This is a genomic window from Serratia sp. JSRIV002 (assembly GCF_019968725.1).
Classification (GTDB): Bacteria; Pseudomonadota; Gammaproteobacteria; order Enterobacterales; family Enterobacteriaceae; genus Chania; species Chania fonticola_B.
In genome coordinates this window covers 791,235-809,359 of sequence record NZ_CP074143.1, presented here as the reverse complement: position 1 = coordinate 809,359, position 18,125 = coordinate 791,235, and the positions used below count along the sequence as shown (strand labels likewise).

Here is an 18,125-nt window from a genome sequence, read left to right as displayed (position 1 = left end):
GCAAGGGTGGATGCGCACGGATCACTATATTGCTTATTTTTCATGATGTCACCTGCCCTCACGTAGCCACCTCGCAGATGCTCAGCTCAACCTTGCCGCCCTTGGTTACCGGCCCCCACTCAGCAGCGATCCGCTTCACCTGCTTGTCATCTACCCATACACCAGCGTGGGTCATCGCATCGAACAGAGCCTTGAAGTAGTTATCCAGATCCCGAGGCGCCTTGTTCGGAGGGCAGAACACCACAGTAACGGCAATATCAGCGGTGATCGGCTTAGGCTGACGGCGCAGTTGCTCCAGCACGCGGGCAATAGCCTCTGTCCGGAACTTGCGGCCTTTTTCGCTGATCAGGTGACGCCCCTTGAGCGCCCCTTTGTTCGGTGATCGCCAGTAGCTGTTCATGCTTGGCGGGAATGGGAGGGTTAAGATCATGCGTCCACCTCCCCAGTAGAAATAATTTCTGGAATATTTTGGGGTTCTGGTTGTTGTTCTTCTGGCTGGAAGTCCTCATAAGTATCTGAATCGGTCTCACCGAGAACTTTAAGCGAGTGGCCAATACGTGCTGCTGCAGTAGTTAAGTGGTCGGGATCCAGCTCAATTCCAATGAAACCAAGCCCCTCTAGCAGCGCTGCTTTGCCGGTACTGCCGGAACCCATGAACGGATCCAGCACTACACCACCAGCAGGGGTGACCAGGCGGCATAGGTAGCGCATGAGATCGACAGGTTTAACCGTTGGGTGGTTGTTTCTAGCGCCACCGGTGCGCCCGGCGCCAGCTCGGGGGTTGTTAATCCCTGCGCTGTCTTCTTTGCGGCCTCCGGTCATTTCGCTTGCTGAGAACGGCACGAACCTTTCCATGCCCTCGTCACGCTCGGATTTGCTGACCTTGGCGCAGTAGAAGAAACGAGCCGCGCTGCCTTGATCACCATGGTGGTAACCCTGCACGCGGTTAATCATGCCGCCGAACTTAACCGGACCGCTGAAACCGTTTTTGGTTGGCTCGGTCCCTTTTACTGGTGCTCTGGCTCCGGCGTTCTTCGGGAACTCGGCGATCACCTCTTCACTTCCATCGTGCAGGACATTCGCAGGCCAGCGGCCAAGCTGATCGGCTTTCCACTCTTCAGCATCTGGGGCTTTTTCATCCCGTACATGCGACAGAAGGCCACCGGCGCCACCGGTTAATGCTTCTTCAGTCGGCACACGGCACAGATCGATATTCAGGGCGCCTGTACCGTATTGGTCAACGTTACCCTCCACTGTCCCTGCCAGCGGCTTACGCGCCATTACGATCGGCTCATGGGCTGGTTTCAGCGCTGTACCCTTCCCTGCATGCTCATCGGTGAGGTTTTTCGACTTTGGGAACCCGCTGCCGTAGATCCACATAAGCTGATCACGGATTTCGAAACCAGCGTCCTCGATGTTCACCACCAGGCGGTGATAGGTGCGTGATCCGCCGAAGGCCAGCAGATGGCCACCAGGCTTCAGAACGCGCAGGCACTCTACCCATTGGGCTACGGTCGGAACCTGGTAATCCCACTTGTTACCCATGAACTTCAGGCCATATGGTGGATCGGTGACGATAGAGTCAACAGAGTTATCAGCCATACCGCGCAACACTTCTTCACAGCGGCCTGCATTGAGTTGATAGATCACAGATGCCCCCTTTCTTTCCCTGCACGGGCATACAGCTTGATTAACCGATACCGGCTTTCGGTGTTCATCCATTCGAGATTGCTAACCCATCCACGTTTCTTGCAGATTTTTCGATAGCTCATGTCCTCCCACCACAACCGCTTCAACTCGCGGATCTTCCACCAACGGCGGGCCTGTTGCAGCATGGCGATCAGCGGGTAAACGTTAACGCCTAAAATCTTCTGTGTTGCTGGTTTCATGCTGCTTTTCCTCCGTTGATCCGCTGCTCACAGTCAGCCCAGATACGGTTCCACGCATTCACGGAGTAACTAGGTTGCATGCCTCGCACTCCCGCATTGCTGGCCTCTGTCCGTACCAGTTGTTCAAGCTCACCAGGGTTCTGTAGGGGCAGACTGCTGCCGATAAACCGGCGATAGGCTGCATCGCGATCGGTGTTGTTTGCCGGGGTGCGGCCCTGTTCTGGCTTTCGGCCCCCGTCATGCCATGCAGTGGCTGCAAGCAAATTACCGGGGAATTTACTTGGCCTGAACATAGTTTCAGGATTCAAGTATTTAGCCCACTCGGTACCCAACCAACGATCAACCAGGTACTCAACCACCAGTTTCAGTTCATCCAGTGAATGGCCATCAACCAGCCGGGCCCGCATGTTCTCCAAGGTGGACTTGGCGGTGGTGTACTTGGCACCGGTCAGAAGGTTCAGATGCTTCAAGACCAAAATGGCTTGGTCAGTGATGTGAATCTCTTCAGAAATACCCTCATCCTGGGCTGCCGCCGCAGGCGGTTGCCCAATAGTGTTTTTATCCTGTGTACTCTCCTGGGTATTCTCTGTGTAATCTCCTGTAGGAAAGTTTGCGGGATCACCTCCGGCTTGTTCGTTGGAGTCGCCCATTCTTGTTTGCTGGCTTTCAGCATTCTTGTTTGCGGCATCACCGCATTCTTGTTTGCGGGATTGCACCAATCCAGATTGCGGGGTTTCCACATTCTGGCAATTCCGCGATCTGGTTTTTTCCTTCGACGTTTTTTTCTGAGGCTTCGTTGTTTCTGTCAGCAGAACCTCTAGGCGGGCAGTATTGATGCGGTAATGCATAGTGGCAGGCACGCCGCGCAGTTCCTCATCCATCACACCTAACGCTACCAGACGTTTACGGGCGGTTTCCTGCTCATCACGAGTTAGCGATGTCTCGGAAGCTATGTCAGCCTGGGTTTTGTACATCCAGCCACCATCCATACGGTTATGCCAGTAAACCAATTGAGAAAGAAAAATGGCTGCGACCGGGCCAGATCTTATCTTCCCTGTCCGCAACTTGGCGAAGGCCGGGTTATAGGCTATTGGCCTGTCAAGCAGCTGTATTAGTGCACTCATAATGAAAACCCGATAAAGCGTGAACGGAAGATGATCATTGCGGTGGTGATCTCCCACGAGTAACCGACCGGGCTGTAGGTAACGGTCTGGTTTTCCTGATCAACCTCGTGGACAAAGACCACAACGTGGTTATTGTCTCGGTAATATGATTCGGCCTGAATGGCTAAAGTCGTCATCAACCGCCCTCCCGCTCACGAGCCAGCCACTTGCCGCTATCTACCACCCAGCGCGCAAACTGGTAGTTGCTGGCGATCCACTGACCAAGTACATTGACCTCATACCGGAACGGCATCGCAGAATTACCGCCAGTCATTGCCCGACAGCGCATTTGCGGTACTGTTGAATTTCTGGTTACAATGCTCATGCGATTATTTCTCCACACACGATTTATTCGCACCCGACGCCCAGAGGCTGCAACCTTTGGGCGTCAACCTTTCTGGCCCTTGGCTTTTTTGCCAAACAGCTCCAAAATCGCTCTAACCTCGGCGTCACGCGCTTGCAGATGCTTGCGGTGATAGCGCATGATTTCATCTGCTTCTTTCTCATCAATAACCCCATCAGAAAGCGACTCCTGGATAATTTGATCCACATGGCCGCGACGTGCCGCCGTGCGAATGCTTTTGCTGAACAGTTCCACCTGGTCCAGTTCTTCGAACACAGGGATCTCGACCACCAGCAACCCACGGCGCCGGGCAAAATATTCCGTAAGCAGGTTAGTGCCCGAAATATCTTCCATGGCTTCCAGCTCGCTGATCTCGAAGAAGCGGCAACCGTTCTTCTCATACAGGTTGTTGGTGAAGGTGGTGTCCGTCATGCCCAACGCACCGGCCATAGCCGAACGGCCACCAGCTACTGCCTTGCACATGCCCTTCACTACGTCTTTCAAGTTTTGCTCTACCATGTTGTTTTCCTTTTGGTAGTTACTATTTTTCGACTGCTCAACTAACCTTTTTGGATGGCAGCCCATCTTTAGGATTGGGGTAAATGTCGGGCCTCAACTGATGAGGCGTAAAACGCCATCCCCCCAATGAGCAAAGATGAATAACTCGCTCAGAGGGAACCTGCTGGTTGATGATCCAATTCGCTACGGACTGCGGTGATTTGAAGCCAAACTGCCGCGCCACCTCCGAAAGAGATGGTCCCGCAGCCTTAACAGCTTGTTCAGTGATATTGAGGGTTGTCATTTGGGGCTCCTGTAATTGACTCACAGGAATAATGCTACTTTAAGTAGAGTAAATCAACTACTCAAAATAGAAATGACTACTGAGTGTATGAGTTGTAATCTTCTACCTATGGTAGAAAATCAGAAATACAAAGGTTTCTCTGAGCGCTTGTCTTCCTTGATGAAGGGGAAGAACATCGGCGTAACTGAGCTATCCAAAAAGGCTGGCGTGACATATGAAATGGCGCGACGGTACACAATGGGCACGGCAAAGCCGCGTACCGCTGTTATGGATAAGTTAGCCAAGGCTCTTGATAGCACAGCCCCCTATCTGGAGTACGGTGCATCAGAACAAATGCCTGATCAATCATCGAGGAACCAGGTGAGATTGACCCAATTAGAAGTATTCGCTTCAGCTGGAACTGGCTACATCAACAATGAATTTCCAGCAATAGTTAGCTCGATTGAATTTCCAGAGGATAGGGTTTACGAAATCTTTGGTAGAAAGTCCCTTGAAGGCGTACAGCTCATAAACGTTGATGGTGATAGCATGATGCCCACCCTTTGCCCTAAGGATCTGTTGTTCATCGACACCAAGATCGACCATTTTAATGGTGATGGGGTGTACGTTTTTAACTTTGAGGATTCGACTTTTGTTAAGCGATTACAAAAGGTTAAAGGGCGAAAGCTTGCGGTTTTGTCCGATAATGACAAATATCCGCCGTTTTATATTGAGCACAACGAAATGAACGAACTTTATATTTTTGGTAAATTAATCAAACATCTACCACTTAAGTTTAACGATTTCGCTTAGCCTACCTTCACTTCAGAAACCGACTTTTGTCGGTTTTTTTTCGCCTAAAATTCAGCAACATACCTCCATTGCTACTATTCACATTAATTATTTCTACTTTTGGTAGTTGATTTATTCTACTTAAAGTAGCATAGTTTATCCCATCAACAACGAACAGGCAGGACGCCCACGAAGTAGCCGCCCGAGGCATAGAAGGTCGGGATGATTCGCTAAATGGTGGTACTCAGTAAGGAGCTTGGGGATGGATAAGATCGACGCAATTATTGATGGCTTGGCAGCAGAACGCGATAAGCACCTCGCTGATTTGCAGTACCTGGTAATGACCAGCGCAGCATGGGGCATTAAGAAGGTTGATGTGGATGTTATTGCTGCCTCTGGGATGGTTAAGCTGTCTGAAAAATTACTTCGCAGCCAAATCGCATTGCAGGACGCTATGACACAACGTGCCGTTATCCTCTCAGTTCTTGATCCAAGCGTGCAGGGTTACCGGATGCCGGAGAAAAGCGAAACCGCCGAAGCGATCTCGCTACAGCTGAAAGATAAATTTATTTCAGCGTTTGCTCCCGAGCAGCAGAAAGAATCTCCTGTGCTATTTCCAGGGATGAGCGTCGGTTGTCAGGAGAAAGCCGAGCCTTAACTTCATTTTCGATTTCCCAGATAAATTTATTTGGGCTTTCAGCTTGCCGGGCTAGAACGGTGATCAGGGAAATCAGTACAGCTTCAGCGGCAACGTCGTAATTTGCTGAAGGGGTACCCAGGGCAGTTTTAGTTTCAAATGATGACATTAGATTTCCTTCTTGGTTGATTAAGCACCACCAAGATACCACCGCCGCCTGAGGTGGAGAAGTATCCAGGCCCATAACGGCCTGCTCACTCGCCCTTTTCATTAATTTTGGAAGCGGTGGGGGTAGCACTCATGAGTGAGCAGACCGTTGTGGTGAAGCGTTGGAGAGTCGTTTGTATGCGGATTCAAGCGGGAGGCCGTTCGCAGTCGGAAGACTCGACCCCCGTTCGGCAATAGGACGTAGGTACCAGCCACTACGGTGAGCCCAGCACCACAAATCTCCTTGCCGGGGAGTTCAACCGGCATGACAGCTCGGAAGAGACGAGCACACAACGATAAGAGCTCTGCACCGGATATGTGGCAAGCACCTGTGTAACTCCCGCTGGCGGCGTGGTAGTGAGGTCGCAGAGCCGACGTTACGGGAAACGCGGCGCAAGGTGGTCAAAGGCAGTGCTCTTTTCGTTGTGATGTGTACAAGCGTAATGCAGCGCCGGCCGACGCAAAGACCCGAGAATCGGCTGGGCCACAGCAACTGGTGGCCAATACCAAAACTGAGCGGCGGGAAGTAAGCAGGGGTAGCGCCCTGGTGTCACAACTCAATGCTGTGTGTAGCTTTGGCGGTCAGTCGAACTTCTTCTAACAGAGAGGTGACGACAATGTTCATAGGCTGGCCGCCCTTTTTACACATCAGGTGGCGTACTGTCCGGACCCTTAAACCTGGATAGTCTAAGAAAAACCGGAACGGTGCGCCACCTGGTGTGTGGAGATGACCGCGGCGATCGCCGCATCGTATGAGGGTATTTCAATGAGTGAAGACCGCAAAACTAACGTCCCTGATTTTCTCGGGGAACTGGATGCCGGTGTATTTGAAAACAAAATCTCAGCAGCTTTAAACGCTACCGCGCTGGGCGTTCTCAATAATGGTGGAAAGGGGAAAGTCGTTCTTGAATTTGATCTTGACCGCCTCAGTAATTCGGTTGAGGAAAAACGCGTCAGCATTAAGCATAAACTGAAATTTGTCACCCCTACCCCTCGAGGGAAAGTTTCAGAAGAAGATACTACTGAAACGCCTATGTATGTCGGCAAGGGTGGCAAGCTGACTATTCTTCAAGAAGATCAAGGCCAATTATTTACGGTTGCTGGTCACCCTGACGGAAAATTAAAAGTCGCGCAGTAATAAAGCGCATTTATCAATCTAGTATTAATAAGGATTATTTATTATGTCTCAATTAGATGGAACCGCAATTCAGCAAGTTAAAGACTTGGTTATTTCTGGATATCATCTTCGCGATATTGATAGCCTTGCTTGCCCTACTGCAATTCTTCCTGAAGGTGTTGGCATTGAAAGTCTGGAGCGCTTTAAGCTTGAGCGTTTCCGCTTCCGTGGCTGCATGGAAACAACCAGCATTGATGACTTCGTGCGTTACTCAGCTGGCTACGCCAATGCTGATGAGCCTGCCCGCTGTTTTATCGACGCGGATAACATGAGCGCCCGCGCTGTGTTCAACATCGGCACCCTTGAAGCCCCAGGGCACGCAGATAACGCTGCTGAGATCCAACTCAAAAAAACTGCACCATTCCGCGCGCTGCTGGCGATCGATGGCAAGCGCCTTAACCAGAAGCAGATTGCAGAGTGGTTGGAAGACTGGAGCGAGTTCCTTACCGCGTTTAGTGCTGACGGCCAGACTTTGACGATGGCGCAGGCCGCTAGCGCAGTTCGTCGCGTCAGTATTAAACAGATGCAGGAAGCGGATCATGAAGATGGTGATTTCAGCGGTAAAAAATCACTGATGCAAAGTGTTGAGGCTACCAGCAAAGAGGTCATGCCGGTTGCATTTGAATTTAAATGCGTCCCCTATGAAGGTCTGAGTGAGCGCCCGTTCAGCCTTCGCAATAGCCTTCTTAAAAGTGATGAGCCGTGCTTCACCCTTCGCATCGTTCAACTTGAAGCACAGGAAGAAGCTATCGCCAATGAATTCCGCAATCTGCTGATCGGTAAATTCGAAGGTAAACCAGTTGATACCTTTATTGGTAATTTTAAAGCCTGATTTTTAATTAAGTAATGCAGCCTCAAATACCCCAGTAATGGGGTATTTGGTGAAGTGTTGCCTAAACCGTGTGGAGAAGTATATATGTCATGGATTCAAACATTCACCGGGAAGCATTTTAATTATGCCAACCCAAAAGTTGATAGTATCTGCATTGAAGATATTGCGCAGGCTTTATCGCATGAATGCCGCTTTGCCGGTCACCTGCCTGAATTCTATAGCGTGGCACAGCATTGCATTTTAGTCAGCCAGATCGTACCTGCTGAATTCGCACTGGAAGCCTTATTGCATGATGCCCATGAAGCCTATTGCAAAGATATTCCATCACCACTGAAAAAGCTTATTCCAGATTACCGCGGGATTGAAAACAGTATTGATTTCGTGATCCGCCATAAGTTCGGGCTACCTCCGACCCAGAGCGCAGCAGTTAAGCATGCCGATCTGGTCCTGCTGGCGACCGAGCGCCGGGATCTTGATATCGATGACGCCGAGCCATGGCCGATGCTTGCAGGCATCGCACCTTCGGACGTGATCCTGGTATGCCCTGTTAATCCGCTACAGGCCCGTACCATGTTTATGCAGCGGTTCCTGCAGCTCTCCGGCGTAAGGGGGTCCTGATGTTCGGTCTATTCCTCCTCGTCTGCTACACCTACCAGCCTTGCGATTATGTCCCCCAGGGCTGGGTGTACCCGGACCGCTCCAACTGCCTGGCGGATATCCACCAGCAGCAGTTGCCACCCCAGTATGAATGCCTGCCGGTTGATGCCGTAATTCCAGTCGCCAAGCAGGATCAGGGAGAAAGGGAATGAAAGAAGAAAAAGTTCTGGAGCGCTTCAAGCGTGATACCCGTAACCACTCAATGAGCATTGAGAAAGATAACGGCGTTTTCCGCCACTTGCACTTCTCTCATGGCGGTAGCAGTTGTTACCACTTCACGCTGACCACTTGGCCTGGCCATCTGTGTATTGGCGGTGACATGGGTACCTACGTTTTCCGCCGCCTGCATGACATGTTCGATTTCTTCCGCATGGATCACCGCGATTACGAGCGCCACGGTGATGATCCTGCCATCAACGCAGGCTACTGGGCCGAAAAGCTCCAGATGGGTTCCGGTCACTGCCGTGAAGTTTACACCGAATGGTCTTCTACAGCCTTTGAGGCTCGTGCCCAGGAGTTTTACGACGATTGGCTGGATGGTATAGAAGACAGTGACGGCATAACCGACAAAATTAAGGCAGATGTCCTTGCAGATATCAACGAATTGAAACGCGGTTCGTACAGCGAATGGGAGGCTTGCACTGCTTACCAAGAGTTCACCTCTGATTATATCGACCTTAGCGACTTTTGGGAGGACAGCTGCCGAAGGGTTACCAGCGGGTTTATTTGGTGTCTGTTCGCGATTGTCTGGGGCATCCAACAGTATGACCGTCGCAACCTGGTCAACGGTGCTATGGGTAAATTCTTTGTCTATCAACTGGAGGCAGCATGAGCAAGGCTCCGACCAAAAGCAGCATGACACACTTTTTTGAGTTCCCTGCATCGTACGGCTTTCAGGGTGATACTCAGATCCTGCTGATGAGTGTTCCCGGCAGAACGCTTACCCGCGTCTTGGCATCGGATAACTTTGGGCATGCTCTCGAGCGTTCTCAGCGGGAAATTAACAAGGCCCGGGTGAAGAAGTTCTACAACTACCTGGTCGAATCTACTGAGAAAGGCTTGCCTTTCATCATTCCTCCGCTCGTTGGCAACTGCGATAGCGATATTGAGTTTGAACCCTTCGGGAATACTAACGTGGGTGTTGTGCGCTTCCCTATGGATGCCGAGATCCTACTGTTCGATGGTCAGCATAGAGCTGCTGGTATAGAAGAGTTCTGCCATAGCTATAGCTCGTTATTAGCTGTGCCCTTGATGCTTACGCAGAAGTTACCGCTGAAAATCAGGCAGCAATTCTTCTCTGATATCAACAACAACGTTTCAAAGCCGGCGGCCGCGATCAACATGGTCTACGACGGTCGCGACGACGTAGCGCAAATGATGGTGTCGTTCCTCCGTAAGAATGACACGTTTGCTCTCATCACTGACTTTGAGCATAACGTTGTTCCTTCCAAAAGTTCTTACTGGGTCAGCTTTAAAGCGCTGTGTGATGCCACATCCAAGTTTATTGGTGAGGGTGACAAAAAGCTGGCGGCTGAAGATATCGAATCTATCTGGCAATCATGGGTAAACCTGACCGCGATCGATGACGTTCGTGTGGGCACAAACCAGAGCGATTACAAAAAGGATTATCTACAGTTCCACGCTGTAATGATCAACGCTTTCGGCTTCGCGGTGCAGCGCCTTCTGCAGGACCGTTCTGTCAGCGACATTACCCAGCTGATGGATAACCTTTCAATCACCACAGATACCGCCGACAGAGAGGATTTCTTCCTGATCAAGAACTGGGGCGGTATTTGCGCGAATGTTGATAAAGAGCGCCCTACCGTCATGGCCAGTGTCGTAGCCCAGAAAGCAGCTGCCGATCGTCTCGTTGAAGTCATTAAAGGCCAGTCATTACCGCAAGGGGAAAAAGCATGATCACTTTAATTACAGCAATGGAGCCGCAGCGCGATCAGCACGGCTTTTGGACTCACCCCAATTTCTTCGAACCGGCTAACGGCATGGAATGCGCCGCACCAGGTGAGTTTGAAGCCTGGCTGGATGCTAATCGTGTTGTTGGCCACCTGCAGTGGATGGAAAGCGATGTCACTGATGAACAGTTGGAAGCCCTGGAAGCTGGCGACGGCGATATTAGCAAGTGGATCCCTACTCCACCAGCAGGTGAAGGCTGGTTTATCGGCTCTATCCACGATACCGAGGACGGCCCGGTATGTCACTGGCTCTGCCCCGTTGAGGGTGAGCCAACTGCCCTGGCAGACCTTATCAGCAGATGCCACGTTGAGGCGCTGAAAATCGAGTTACTCCGCCTGCACCGGGAATGCACAAAGGCAGCTCACGCTTATTTCTGCGCCTGCGATCTGGGTGAGGAACGTGTAGCAGCTGGTGAAATGTATCAGCAGATCAGGTTGGCAACGCGGCGGGGAGGTTACTGATGGGCAAAACACTGAGATTTTTCGGCGCAAGCGATGACTTGTTCGAAGTCACTGGCGCTATCACGGAAGAGATTGGCTGTTTTAGTACGCCGGGAACATATCACCTGAAATCCGCCGATGGTGAGTTGCTCGTCATTGCCCTGTACGGCGTGGGCAACATTGCCTGCTGGACGATCGGGGTATGCCAAGTTGATGAAGGCGTACCGATTCCAAAGTGGCCGGTCATGTACTCCATGCATGACAGTGGCTATAGCCCATTGCTGACAATGGAAGTGCCGGACGATACACGGCTGGTTATGAGCGGCGACGACGATGAGGATGAGGGCTGATGACAGATAAATTAGAAGCGCTGCGGCTTGAAGCCGAAACGTTATCCGGCCTGATGATGCAACTTGCTGAAAACGAAATTGACAGCGATAGCTTTGCTGTTATGTCCGATTTGGGTGAGAACGGCCAAGAACATGACTGTGACTTGCCAATCACTGAAACAGCCTTGCGCGTTTCCGCAGTTATCGATCAGTTGCTGGCAGCGCTGGAAGAGAAAGAACGGATTATTGACGCTCTGGCCGTTTTATCGAGAGAATTTACTGAGGCCAATACGCGCAATTTTCTACGCGCGGTGGCAGCAGAGCAGCGACTACAGCAGCCTATCAAGTTGCGGAAATGCGATATCGGCATAGCCTGTGAGTTTATTAGCGAACACGTAGTGGTGAGCCTTGCGGCAGTGATGGTAGAAGCTGCAACGGCAGGCTTTAAGGTTGAGGTCGAGGGGGAGTGATATGTCAGAGCTAGATGAAAAAATAACGAACGCAGAACTGCGCCAGATTATCGACAGTCACGAAAAAGGCCATTGCATGGTTATTCGCACAAACGCCGATTATCGGATGGCTAAAGAGCTGCTGGCTGTGCGGGAGGCAAATGGGGAACCAGTTGCGCAGATTGAAGTCATCAGCGGCGTACTCGTTAATGATCGCTGGATGCATCAACGCCTACCGAATGGGTGGCATGACTTATTCGCCGCCCCGCCTGCGCCTGCAGTGCCTACACCAGTAACTTTCTGTGAGAGTGCCGACGCTGATAAGTGCCGCACCTTGGCATGGGAGCGTGTGCAGGAAATGGTTACTACCGATGGTTGGCAACTTGGGGACAAAGAGAACTATTTCGGCTTCTTCTGCTGGGGCTGGGATATGCGCAGGCAGTACAACGAACAGCGAGCGCCAGCGGTTCCGGATGAAGTGGCTGCGGCTCTTGACTGGATTGATGACTTTATCGCTCGTTGCAATGGCGATGACAGAGGCTCTAACGCGTCCGTTAACTTGCTGCGCGCCGCAATGCTACAACCTGTTAGCCAGGGTTACACGTTGAACTCTCCGGTAATTCCGGATGGTTGCAGTGCCAAGTCCCCTTACGCTGCAGCAGCGGTACCAACAGATCAATTGATCAACATAGCGAACCATATAGCGGGTTCGGCTGGTGCTCTCCCTGACGAGTGGCAAGACTGGGCCTCAGAGTTGGTTTCAGACTTGCGGCGACTGGCAGCATCAAAAGTTGATCCGGTAGTGCCTGGTGATGCTGAGTTTAATGCCTGGGTACATGGTGATTACAACCGTGGAGTAACCCTAAGCTGTCCCGTAAACCTTGGTATCGCTAGGTCAGCATGGAAAGGCTGCTGCGCCGCAATGTTGGCAACAGTACCGGATGAGATCGACATATTTGTAGACCAGGTGTGTGGCAATTTACCAGCCGGCCACCAGCAGTAATCTTTGTGGCCCGTTGCAGCGGGCCTAATATAGGACGTGTGGAGAAATACTATGGCAGCTCTCGAGTTATCAGCCTTACAAAGCATGAGCGCAATAATCGTCCAGCCTAACGACTGGATAACCAAAGAGCATCTGATGCTGGTTACCGGTCTTACGGATGGGAAAATACGTGCTTTCCGTCGTAAAGGTGCCTGGCGGCAAGGGAAGGAATGGATCCTGGTATCAACCGATGGCTGTAACAAGCCCAACAGTGACACCATGTACCACCTCCCCACGATCAATGCCTGGTTCACAAGCCAGTGTGGCCACCAGCCGACGGAATGAATAAGGCTATGTCATGGAGAAGAAAAAAACTTATCCCACCGGGGTGGAAAGCCACGGTGGTTTCCTTCGCATTTGGTTTATTTTTAATGGGAAGCGCCGGCGGGAATCACTGGGGATCCCTGACACCCCAAGGAACCGGAAAGCGGCAGGGGAAATGCGCCAGGCTGTTTGCTTCGCGATCCGTTCAGGGACCTTTGATTACGCCAAACAGTTCCCTCAATCAGCGGCGGTTTCAGAAGGCAAAGGCGCAAGCAAAGATCTGACGGTCGCCGAACTCTTCTCCCGTTACCTCTCAATCAAAGTGCCTGAGCTGTCCCTCAATACTCACCGCAGGTACCAGGTTAAGCTGGAAACATGCAGCCAGATTATCGGGAAGAACCGACTGGCCAGGACGCTCACGCAAGAGGATTTGTTGCTGCTGAGAAACGAGCTGCTGACCGGTTTGCAAAGGCCGCGGCGTAATCGTAAAACAGTAACCAAAGGCCGCAGCGTGGCCACGGTCAACGACTACCTGACCTGTACCAAAGGCGCGATCAAGTTTGGGTATGACAATGGCTATATTGATGCGGACCCCGGGATCGCCGTCAACAAGTTGAAACGTTCGAAGGTTCGACCTGATCCACTATCGCAGGATGAATTTGCCAGGCTAATCGCCGCTTGCCGTAATGAGCAATCAGTGAACCTGTGGACTTTGGCAGTCTATACGGGGCTGCGCCACGGCGAAATAGCTGCACTGGCGTGGGAGGATATCGATCTGCAGGCAGGAACGCTGACCGTGCGCCGCAACTGGACTTCGGTTAAGCAATACACCTTACCGAAAACTCAAGCCGGTACCGACCGTGTGATATTCCTCATGCAGCCGGTGCTGGATGCACTGAAAAGGCAACAGGCGTTAACCAGACTGATGCCGCAGATCACCGTAGACGTGATGCTAAGGGAAGTGGGGAAGAGGCGGGAGGACGCATGCACCTTCGTTTTCAAGCCGGGAATAAACTCCCACGGCATTGTCGGAGATCGCTATACGGTCACATCGATCAGTGATAACTGGGATAAAGCTTTGAAACGGGCTAAACTTCGGCATCGTAAAGCGTACCAGTCGCGCCACACTTTTGCGTGCTGGTCATTGTCCGCCGGGGCGAATCCTGCGTTTATTGCAACGCAGATGGGGCATACCTCGGCGCAGATGCTGTTTAACGTGTACGGCGACTGGATACCAGATCACAATACTGACCAGCTGGCACTGTTAAATTCAAAGTTAAGCAAAAATGCCCCATACATGCCCCATGACAAGAGTGGGACATCATAAACACTAGTAACCAAGAGGCTTAGAGCAACGTGGCTCAATACGTCTATACCATGCACCGCGTCGGCAAAGTAGTTCCGCCGAAGCGTCATATTCTGAAAAACATTTCCCTGAGTTTCTTCCCTGGGGCCAAAATTGGCGTACTGGGCCTGAACGGTTCCGGTAAGTCTACCCTGCTGCGCATTATGGCCGGCATCGATACCGATATCGAAGGGGAAGCTCGCCCGCAGCCGGGCATCAAGATCGGCTATCTGCCGCAGGAACCGCAGCTCAATATGGAGCACAGCGTCCGCGAGTCGGTTGAAGAAGCGATGGCAGAAGTGGTCGGTGCCCTCAAGCGCCTTGATGAAGTGTACGCCCTGTACGCTGAAGAAGGGGCCGACTTCGACAAGCTGGCCGCTGAGCAGGGCCGCCTGGAAGAGATCATTCAGGCTCACGATGGTCACAACCTCAACACCCAGCTGGAGCGCGCCGCCGATGCACTGCGCCTGCCGGAGTGGGACGCAAAAATCGCCAACCTGTCCGGTGGTGAGCGCCGCCGCGTAGCGCTGTGCCGCCTGCTGCTGGAAAAACCAGACATGCTGCTGCTGGACGAACCGACCAACCACCTGGATGCCGAATCCGTGGCCTGGCTGGAACGCTTCCTGCACGACTTCGAAGGCACCGTAGTGGCGATCACCCACGACCGTTACTTCCTCGATAACGTGGCTGGCTGGATCCTGGAGCTGGACCGTGGCGAAGGTATTCCGTGGGAAGGTAACTACTCTTCCTGGCTGGAGCAGAAAGACGCTCGTCTGGCGCAAGAAGCCTCAACCGAAGCCGCTCGCCGCAAGTCGATCGAGAAAGAGCTGGAGTGGGTGCGTCAAGGTGCCAAAGGCCGTCAGTCCAAGGGCAAGGCCCGCCTGGCACGTTTTGAAGAACTTAACAGCACCGAATATCAGAAACGTAACGAAACCAACGAACTGTTTATCCCACCTGGCACCCGCCTGGGCGATAAAGTGGTTGAAGTTAACAATCTGCGTAAATCCTACGGCGACCGCCTGCTGATCGAAGATCTCACCTTCGCGGTCCCTAAGGGTGCCATCGTTGGCATCATCGGCCCGAACGGCGCGGGTAAATCCACACTGTTCCGTATGATGTCCGGCCAGGAACAACCTGATTCCGGCAGCATCGTGCTGGGCGATACCGTCAAGCTGGCCTCGGTCGATCAGTTCCGCGACAGCATGGATAACTCCAAAACCGTGTGGGAAGAAGTTTCCGGCGGCCAGGACATCATGCGCGTGGGCAACACCGAAATGCCAAGCCGTGCCTACGTTGGCCGCTTTAACTTCAAGGGCGTCGATCAAGGCAAACGCGTGGGCGAACTGTCTGGCGGTGAACGTGGCCGTCTGCATCTGGCCAAGCTGCTGCAGGTTGGCGGCAACGTACTGCTGCTCGACGAACCCACCAACGACCTGGATATCGAAACCCTGCGCGCGCTAGAAAACGCCCTGCTGGAGTTCCCGGGCTGTGCGATGGTGATCTCGCACGACCGTTGGTTCCTCGACCGTATTGCCACCCACATTCTGGACTATCAGGATGAAGGCAAGGTAGAGTTCTTCGAAGGCAACTTTACCGAATACGAAGAGTACAAAAAACGTACTCTGGGTGCCGATGCACTGGAACCTCGCCGTATCAAGTACAAGAAAGTCACCAAGTAACATCCGGTTGGCTATCTATGCTCTCAAGCCCGCATTTTGCGGGCTTTTTGTTATCCCCAATCCAGCGCCTGCGCATAATCCACAAAGACCGGATGCTGGATCACGACATCGATAAAACAGGCTAGCGCCGGGGAATTAAGCTTACGGCTCGGGTAAACCAGATACAGTTCATTCCCTTCGGCCTGCCACTGCGGCAACACTTCCACCAACTGCTTTTGCGCGACCACTTCGCGGCTGAGAAACGCGGGCAACAGTGTAATGCCCGCCCCCAAAATGGCACATTCGCGCGCATATAACAGATTATCGGTGGTATGCCGCAGCGGCAATTGCCAACGGTAGTACTCCTCACCCCGGCGCAATATCCAGGCGGGCCAGGCGCGGTGAGCGATGCAAAGATGCTGCTGCAACTGCTGCGGATGCAGCAATGGCGGATGTTGGGCCAGATACTCCGGTGCAGCCAACAAATAACGGGGAGCATGCCCCAGACGGCGGCCAATCAACGAGGAATCCTGCGGCCTGCCGGTACGCAATGCCGCATCAAAGCCCTCCTGCACCATATCCACCATGGCATCCGACACTGACACTTCCAACGAGACATCCGGATATTGGCGCTGAAAATCTGCCGCCAGACGCGGAAGCAACGTCGCCCCCAGCCCGGCAGGCGTGGAGATGCGTAGACGGCCACTGGGGTTATCGCGTAAGCGCTGCAAGGCCAGATCGGCCCGTTCGGCAGCAGAGAGCATCTCCTGACAATGTTCAAGATAGCGCTCACCGGCAAAGGTCAAATTTAACTGCCGGGTGGTGCGGTTGAGCAAGCGCAGACCGAGCTTTTGTTCCAACTGGCTGACACGCTGGCTAACGCTGGATTTAGGCAGCCCGGCCCGTTTGGCTGCCGCCGTAAAACTGCCGCACTCCGCCACCAGCGCAAACAACGCCATATCCTGCAACTGCTTGAACATAATTGTTCACCTCAGACGAACACTTAGTTAGTTATTGTCCATCTTATCACTCTACTCCTCAGGGTCTACACTGGAACTATTCATGCGAAGGAGCACAATTATGTTAATCAAAGCCATTGCCGTCGATCCGAAAAATCCAGCCGGTTTTATCGAGATCGCTCCAGAAAAACCCGCACCGGGTCAATACGATCTGCTGGTGGAAGTGAAAGCCGTTTCCGTTAACCCGGTCGATACCAAGGTTCATGCAGGCCTGCAAAAGAAGGGTTTGCAGCAGCCACGTATTCTAGGCTGGGATGCCAGCGGCGTGGTGCTCGAAGTGGGCAGCAGCGTTAGCGGGTTCAAACCCGGCGATGAGGTGTGGTATGCCGGGGATATTACCCGTCCGGGCAGCAACAGCACCCATCAGCTGATTGACTCACGTATCGTGGCACATAAACCGGCCAGCCTGGACTGGGCGCAAGCCGCCGCGATGCCGCTGACCGCGCTTACCGCGTGGGAAGCCCTGTTTGAACACCTGAATATTCAGCATGCGGCTGCCGGTAAAACGCTGCTGATCATCGGCGGAGCCGGTGGCGTCGGCTCGCTGGCGATCCCCTTGGCGGCACAGCGTAGCAAGGTGAAAGTCATCGCTACGGCCTCTCGCCCGGAATCGGCCGCCTGGTGCCGCGAACGGGGTGCTGAACTGGTGGTGGATTACCGCGACCTGAAAGGCAACCTGGCCAAGGAAGGGATTGAGAGCGTGGATTATATCCTGTGCTTGAACGATACCGACGGCCACTGGCAAGCCATCAGCGATCTGGTCGCCCCGCTCGGCCATATCTGCACCATCGTCGAGAACAGCCAACCGCTGGATCAAAATGCGCTGAAACTGAAAAGCGCAGCGCTGCATTGGGAATTCATGTTTACCCGCAGCATGTTCACCACGCCGGATATTGCCCAGCAAGGGGAGATCCTCAAACAGGTGGCGCAATTGCTCGATGAGGGTAAATTGACCACCACGCTGAGCGAAACGCTACAGGGGCTGACGGTGGATACGTTGACCGCCGCGCATGCCAAGCTGTTGGATGGGCATATGCAGGGCAAGCTGGTGATAACTTACTAAGTTAGTGGAAAGGTCGATTTATCAGGTATTAATAAATTGCTATATACATGATATTTAAGCGATGGCC

The 18,125-nt window shown here is 52.6% G+C and carries 25 protein-coding genes; 16 read left to right on the top strand and 9 right to left on the bottom strand.

Translation table 11 applies throughout. The features are described from left to right. Positions 1-58: 58 nt before the first annotated feature. The 8 genes from KGP26_RS03715 to KGP26_RS03680 form a co-directional block, all read right to left on the bottom strand. A complete protein-coding gene (locus tag KGP26_RS03715) occupies positions 59-430 on the bottom strand; it encodes a RusA family crossover junction endodeoxyribonuclease (RefSeq protein ID WP_223665041.1) in 372 nt (123 codons plus the stop codon). Continuing rightward, positions 427-1,650, bottom strand: coding sequence for a site-specific DNA-methyltransferase (locus tag KGP26_RS03710; RefSeq protein WP_223665040.1), 1,224 nt, complete (start codon positions 1,648-1,650; stop codon positions 427-429). The genes KGP26_RS03715 and KGP26_RS03710 overlap by 4 nt, the downstream gene beginning before the upstream one ends. Continuing rightward, complete coding sequence (locus KGP26_RS03705) at positions 1,647-1,889, bottom strand: hypothetical protein (protein WP_209526991.1); 243 nt, start codon at positions 1,887-1,889, stop codon at positions 1,647-1,649. Before KGP26_RS03705 ends, KGP26_RS03710 begins: the two co-directional genes overlap by 4 nt. Continuing rightward, on the bottom strand, positions 1,886-3,013 hold the full coding sequence (locus tag KGP26_RS03700) for a conserved phage C-terminal domain-containing protein (protein WP_223665039.1): 1,128 nt from the start codon (positions 3,011-3,013) through the stop codon (positions 1,886-1,888). The genes KGP26_RS03705 and KGP26_RS03700 overlap by 4 nt, the downstream gene beginning before the upstream one ends. After that, positions 3,010-3,189: a DUF4222 domain-containing protein gene (locus KGP26_RS03695; protein WP_223665038.1), complete on the bottom strand. Its 180-nt coding sequence runs from the start codon at positions 3,187-3,189 to the stop codon at positions 3,010-3,012. Before KGP26_RS03695 ends, KGP26_RS03700 begins: the two co-directional genes overlap by 4 nt. Further along, on the bottom strand, positions 3,189-3,377 hold the full coding sequence (locus KGP26_RS03690; protein ID WP_059199667.1) for a hypothetical protein: 189 nt from the start codon (positions 3,375-3,377) through the stop codon (positions 3,189-3,191). Before KGP26_RS03690 ends, KGP26_RS03695 begins: the two co-directional genes overlap by 1 nt. Before the next feature lie 63 nt (positions 3,378-3,440). Then, the gene (locus KGP26_RS03685) at positions 3,441-3,914 is read right to left on the bottom strand and encodes a YmfL family putative regulatory protein (RefSeq protein ID WP_223665037.1); all 474 of its coding nucleotides are present in this window, start codon (positions 3,912-3,914) and stop codon (positions 3,441-3,443) included. 37 nt (positions 3,915-3,951) lie between these two features. Next, the gene (locus tag KGP26_RS03680; RefSeq protein WP_223665036.1) at positions 3,952-4,197 is read right to left on the bottom strand and encodes a YdaS family helix-turn-helix protein; all 246 of its coding nucleotides are present in this window, start codon (positions 4,195-4,197) and stop codon (positions 3,952-3,954) included. A 108-nt stretch (positions 4,198-4,305) separates the two neighbouring features. Here KGP26_RS03680 and KGP26_RS03675 point away from each other — a divergent pair, with 108 nt between their 5' ends. The 15 genes from KGP26_RS03675 to ettA all read left to right on the top strand — a co-directional run bounded on the left by KGP26_RS03675 (position 4,306) and on the right by ettA (position 15,997). Further along, positions 4,306-4,989, top strand: a complete 684-nt coding sequence (locus tag KGP26_RS03675) for a S24 family peptidase (RefSeq protein ID WP_223665035.1) — start codon at positions 4,306-4,308, stop codon at positions 4,987-4,989. A 241-nt stretch (positions 4,990-5,230) separates the two neighbouring features. Further along, the gene (locus KGP26_RS03670; RefSeq protein WP_209526976.1) at positions 5,231-5,626 is read left to right on the top strand and encodes a hypothetical protein; all 396 of its coding nucleotides are present in this window, start codon (positions 5,231-5,233) and stop codon (positions 5,624-5,626) included. A gap of 952 nt (positions 5,627-6,578) precedes the next feature. Further along, on the top strand, positions 6,579-6,950 hold the full coding sequence (locus tag KGP26_RS03665; protein WP_223537310.1) for a hypothetical protein: 372 nt from the start codon (positions 6,579-6,581) through the stop codon (positions 6,948-6,950). Positions 6,951-6,993: 43 nt separating this feature from the next. Beyond that, positions 6,994-7,821, top strand: a complete 828-nt coding sequence (locus tag KGP26_RS03660; protein WP_223665034.1) for a YfdQ family protein — start codon at positions 6,994-6,996, stop codon at positions 7,819-7,821. Between the two features lie 84 nt (positions 7,822-7,905). Beyond that, positions 7,906-8,439 carry an HD family hydrolase gene (locus tag KGP26_RS03655; RefSeq protein ID WP_223665033.1) on the top strand — a complete coding sequence of 178 codons (534 nt, stop codon included), beginning with the start codon at positions 7,906-7,908 and terminating at the stop codon, positions 8,437-8,439. Beyond that, on the top strand, positions 8,439-8,630 hold the full coding sequence (locus tag KGP26_RS03650) for a DUF1482 family protein (RefSeq protein ID WP_223665032.1): 192 nt from the start codon (positions 8,439-8,441) through the stop codon (positions 8,628-8,630). Before KGP26_RS03655 ends, KGP26_RS03650 begins: the two co-directional genes overlap by 1 nt. After that, positions 8,627-9,310: a hypothetical protein gene (locus tag KGP26_RS03645; RefSeq protein WP_223665031.1), complete on the top strand. Its 684-nt coding sequence runs from the start codon at positions 8,627-8,629 to the stop codon at positions 9,308-9,310. Before KGP26_RS03650 ends, KGP26_RS03645 begins: the two co-directional genes overlap by 4 nt. Next, a complete protein-coding gene (locus tag KGP26_RS03640; RefSeq protein WP_223665030.1) occupies positions 9,307-10,395 on the top strand; it encodes a DGQHR domain-containing protein in 1,089 nt (362 codons plus the stop codon). Before KGP26_RS03645 ends, KGP26_RS03640 begins: the two co-directional genes overlap by 4 nt. Further along, complete coding sequence (locus KGP26_RS03635) at positions 10,392-10,910, top strand: hypothetical protein (protein WP_223665029.1); 519 nt, start codon at positions 10,392-10,394, stop codon at positions 10,908-10,910. Before KGP26_RS03640 ends, KGP26_RS03635 begins: the two co-directional genes overlap by 4 nt. Continuing rightward, positions 10,910-11,239, top strand: a complete 330-nt coding sequence (locus KGP26_RS03630; protein WP_223665028.1) for a hypothetical protein — start codon at positions 10,910-10,912, stop codon at positions 11,237-11,239. Before KGP26_RS03635 ends, KGP26_RS03630 begins: the two co-directional genes overlap by 1 nt. After that, on the top strand, positions 11,239-11,688 hold the full coding sequence (locus KGP26_RS03625) for a hypothetical protein (protein ID WP_223665027.1): 450 nt from the start codon (positions 11,239-11,241) through the stop codon (positions 11,686-11,688). The genes KGP26_RS03630 and KGP26_RS03625 overlap by 1 nt, the downstream gene beginning before the upstream one ends. A gap of 1 nt (position 11,689) precedes the next feature. After that, positions 11,690-12,670: a hypothetical protein gene (locus KGP26_RS03620; protein WP_223665026.1), complete on the top strand. Its 981-nt coding sequence runs from the start codon at positions 11,690-11,692 to the stop codon at positions 12,668-12,670. Between the two features lie 51 nt (positions 12,671-12,721). Continuing rightward, positions 12,722-12,994 carry an excisionase family protein gene (gene xisR / locus KGP26_RS03615; RefSeq protein ID WP_223665025.1) on the top strand — a complete coding sequence of 91 codons (273 nt, stop codon included), beginning with the start codon at positions 12,722-12,724 and terminating at the stop codon, positions 12,992-12,994. A gap of 13 nt (positions 12,995-13,007) precedes the next feature. Beyond that, the gene (locus tag KGP26_RS03610; protein WP_223665024.1) at positions 13,008-14,300 is read left to right on the top strand and encodes a site-specific integrase; all 1,293 of its coding nucleotides are present in this window, start codon (positions 13,008-13,010) and stop codon (positions 14,298-14,300) included. Positions 14,301-14,329: 29 nt separating this feature from the next. Beyond that, positions 14,330-15,997 (top strand): energy-dependent translational throttle protein EttA, encoded by a 1,668-nt coding sequence (gene ettA / locus KGP26_RS03605; protein WP_021179229.1) that lies wholly within the window; start codon positions 14,330-14,332, stop codon positions 15,995-15,997. Between the two features lie 50 nt (positions 15,998-16,047). On the opposite strand, the gene KGP26_RS03600 is transcribed toward ettA, so the two are convergent. After that, positions 16,048-16,956 carry a LysR family transcriptional regulator gene (locus tag KGP26_RS03600; protein WP_059199652.1) on the bottom strand — a complete coding sequence of 303 codons (909 nt, stop codon included), beginning with the start codon at positions 16,954-16,956 and terminating at the stop codon, positions 16,048-16,050. Between the two features lie 100 nt (positions 16,957-17,056). On the opposite strand from KGP26_RS03600, the gene KGP26_RS03595 reads away from it, so the two are divergent. After that, a complete protein-coding gene (locus KGP26_RS03595) occupies positions 17,057-18,058 on the top strand; it encodes a zinc-binding alcohol dehydrogenase family protein (RefSeq protein WP_223498865.1) in 1,002 nt (333 codons plus the stop codon). The last annotated feature ends 67 nt before the right edge of the window (positions 18,059-18,125 follow it).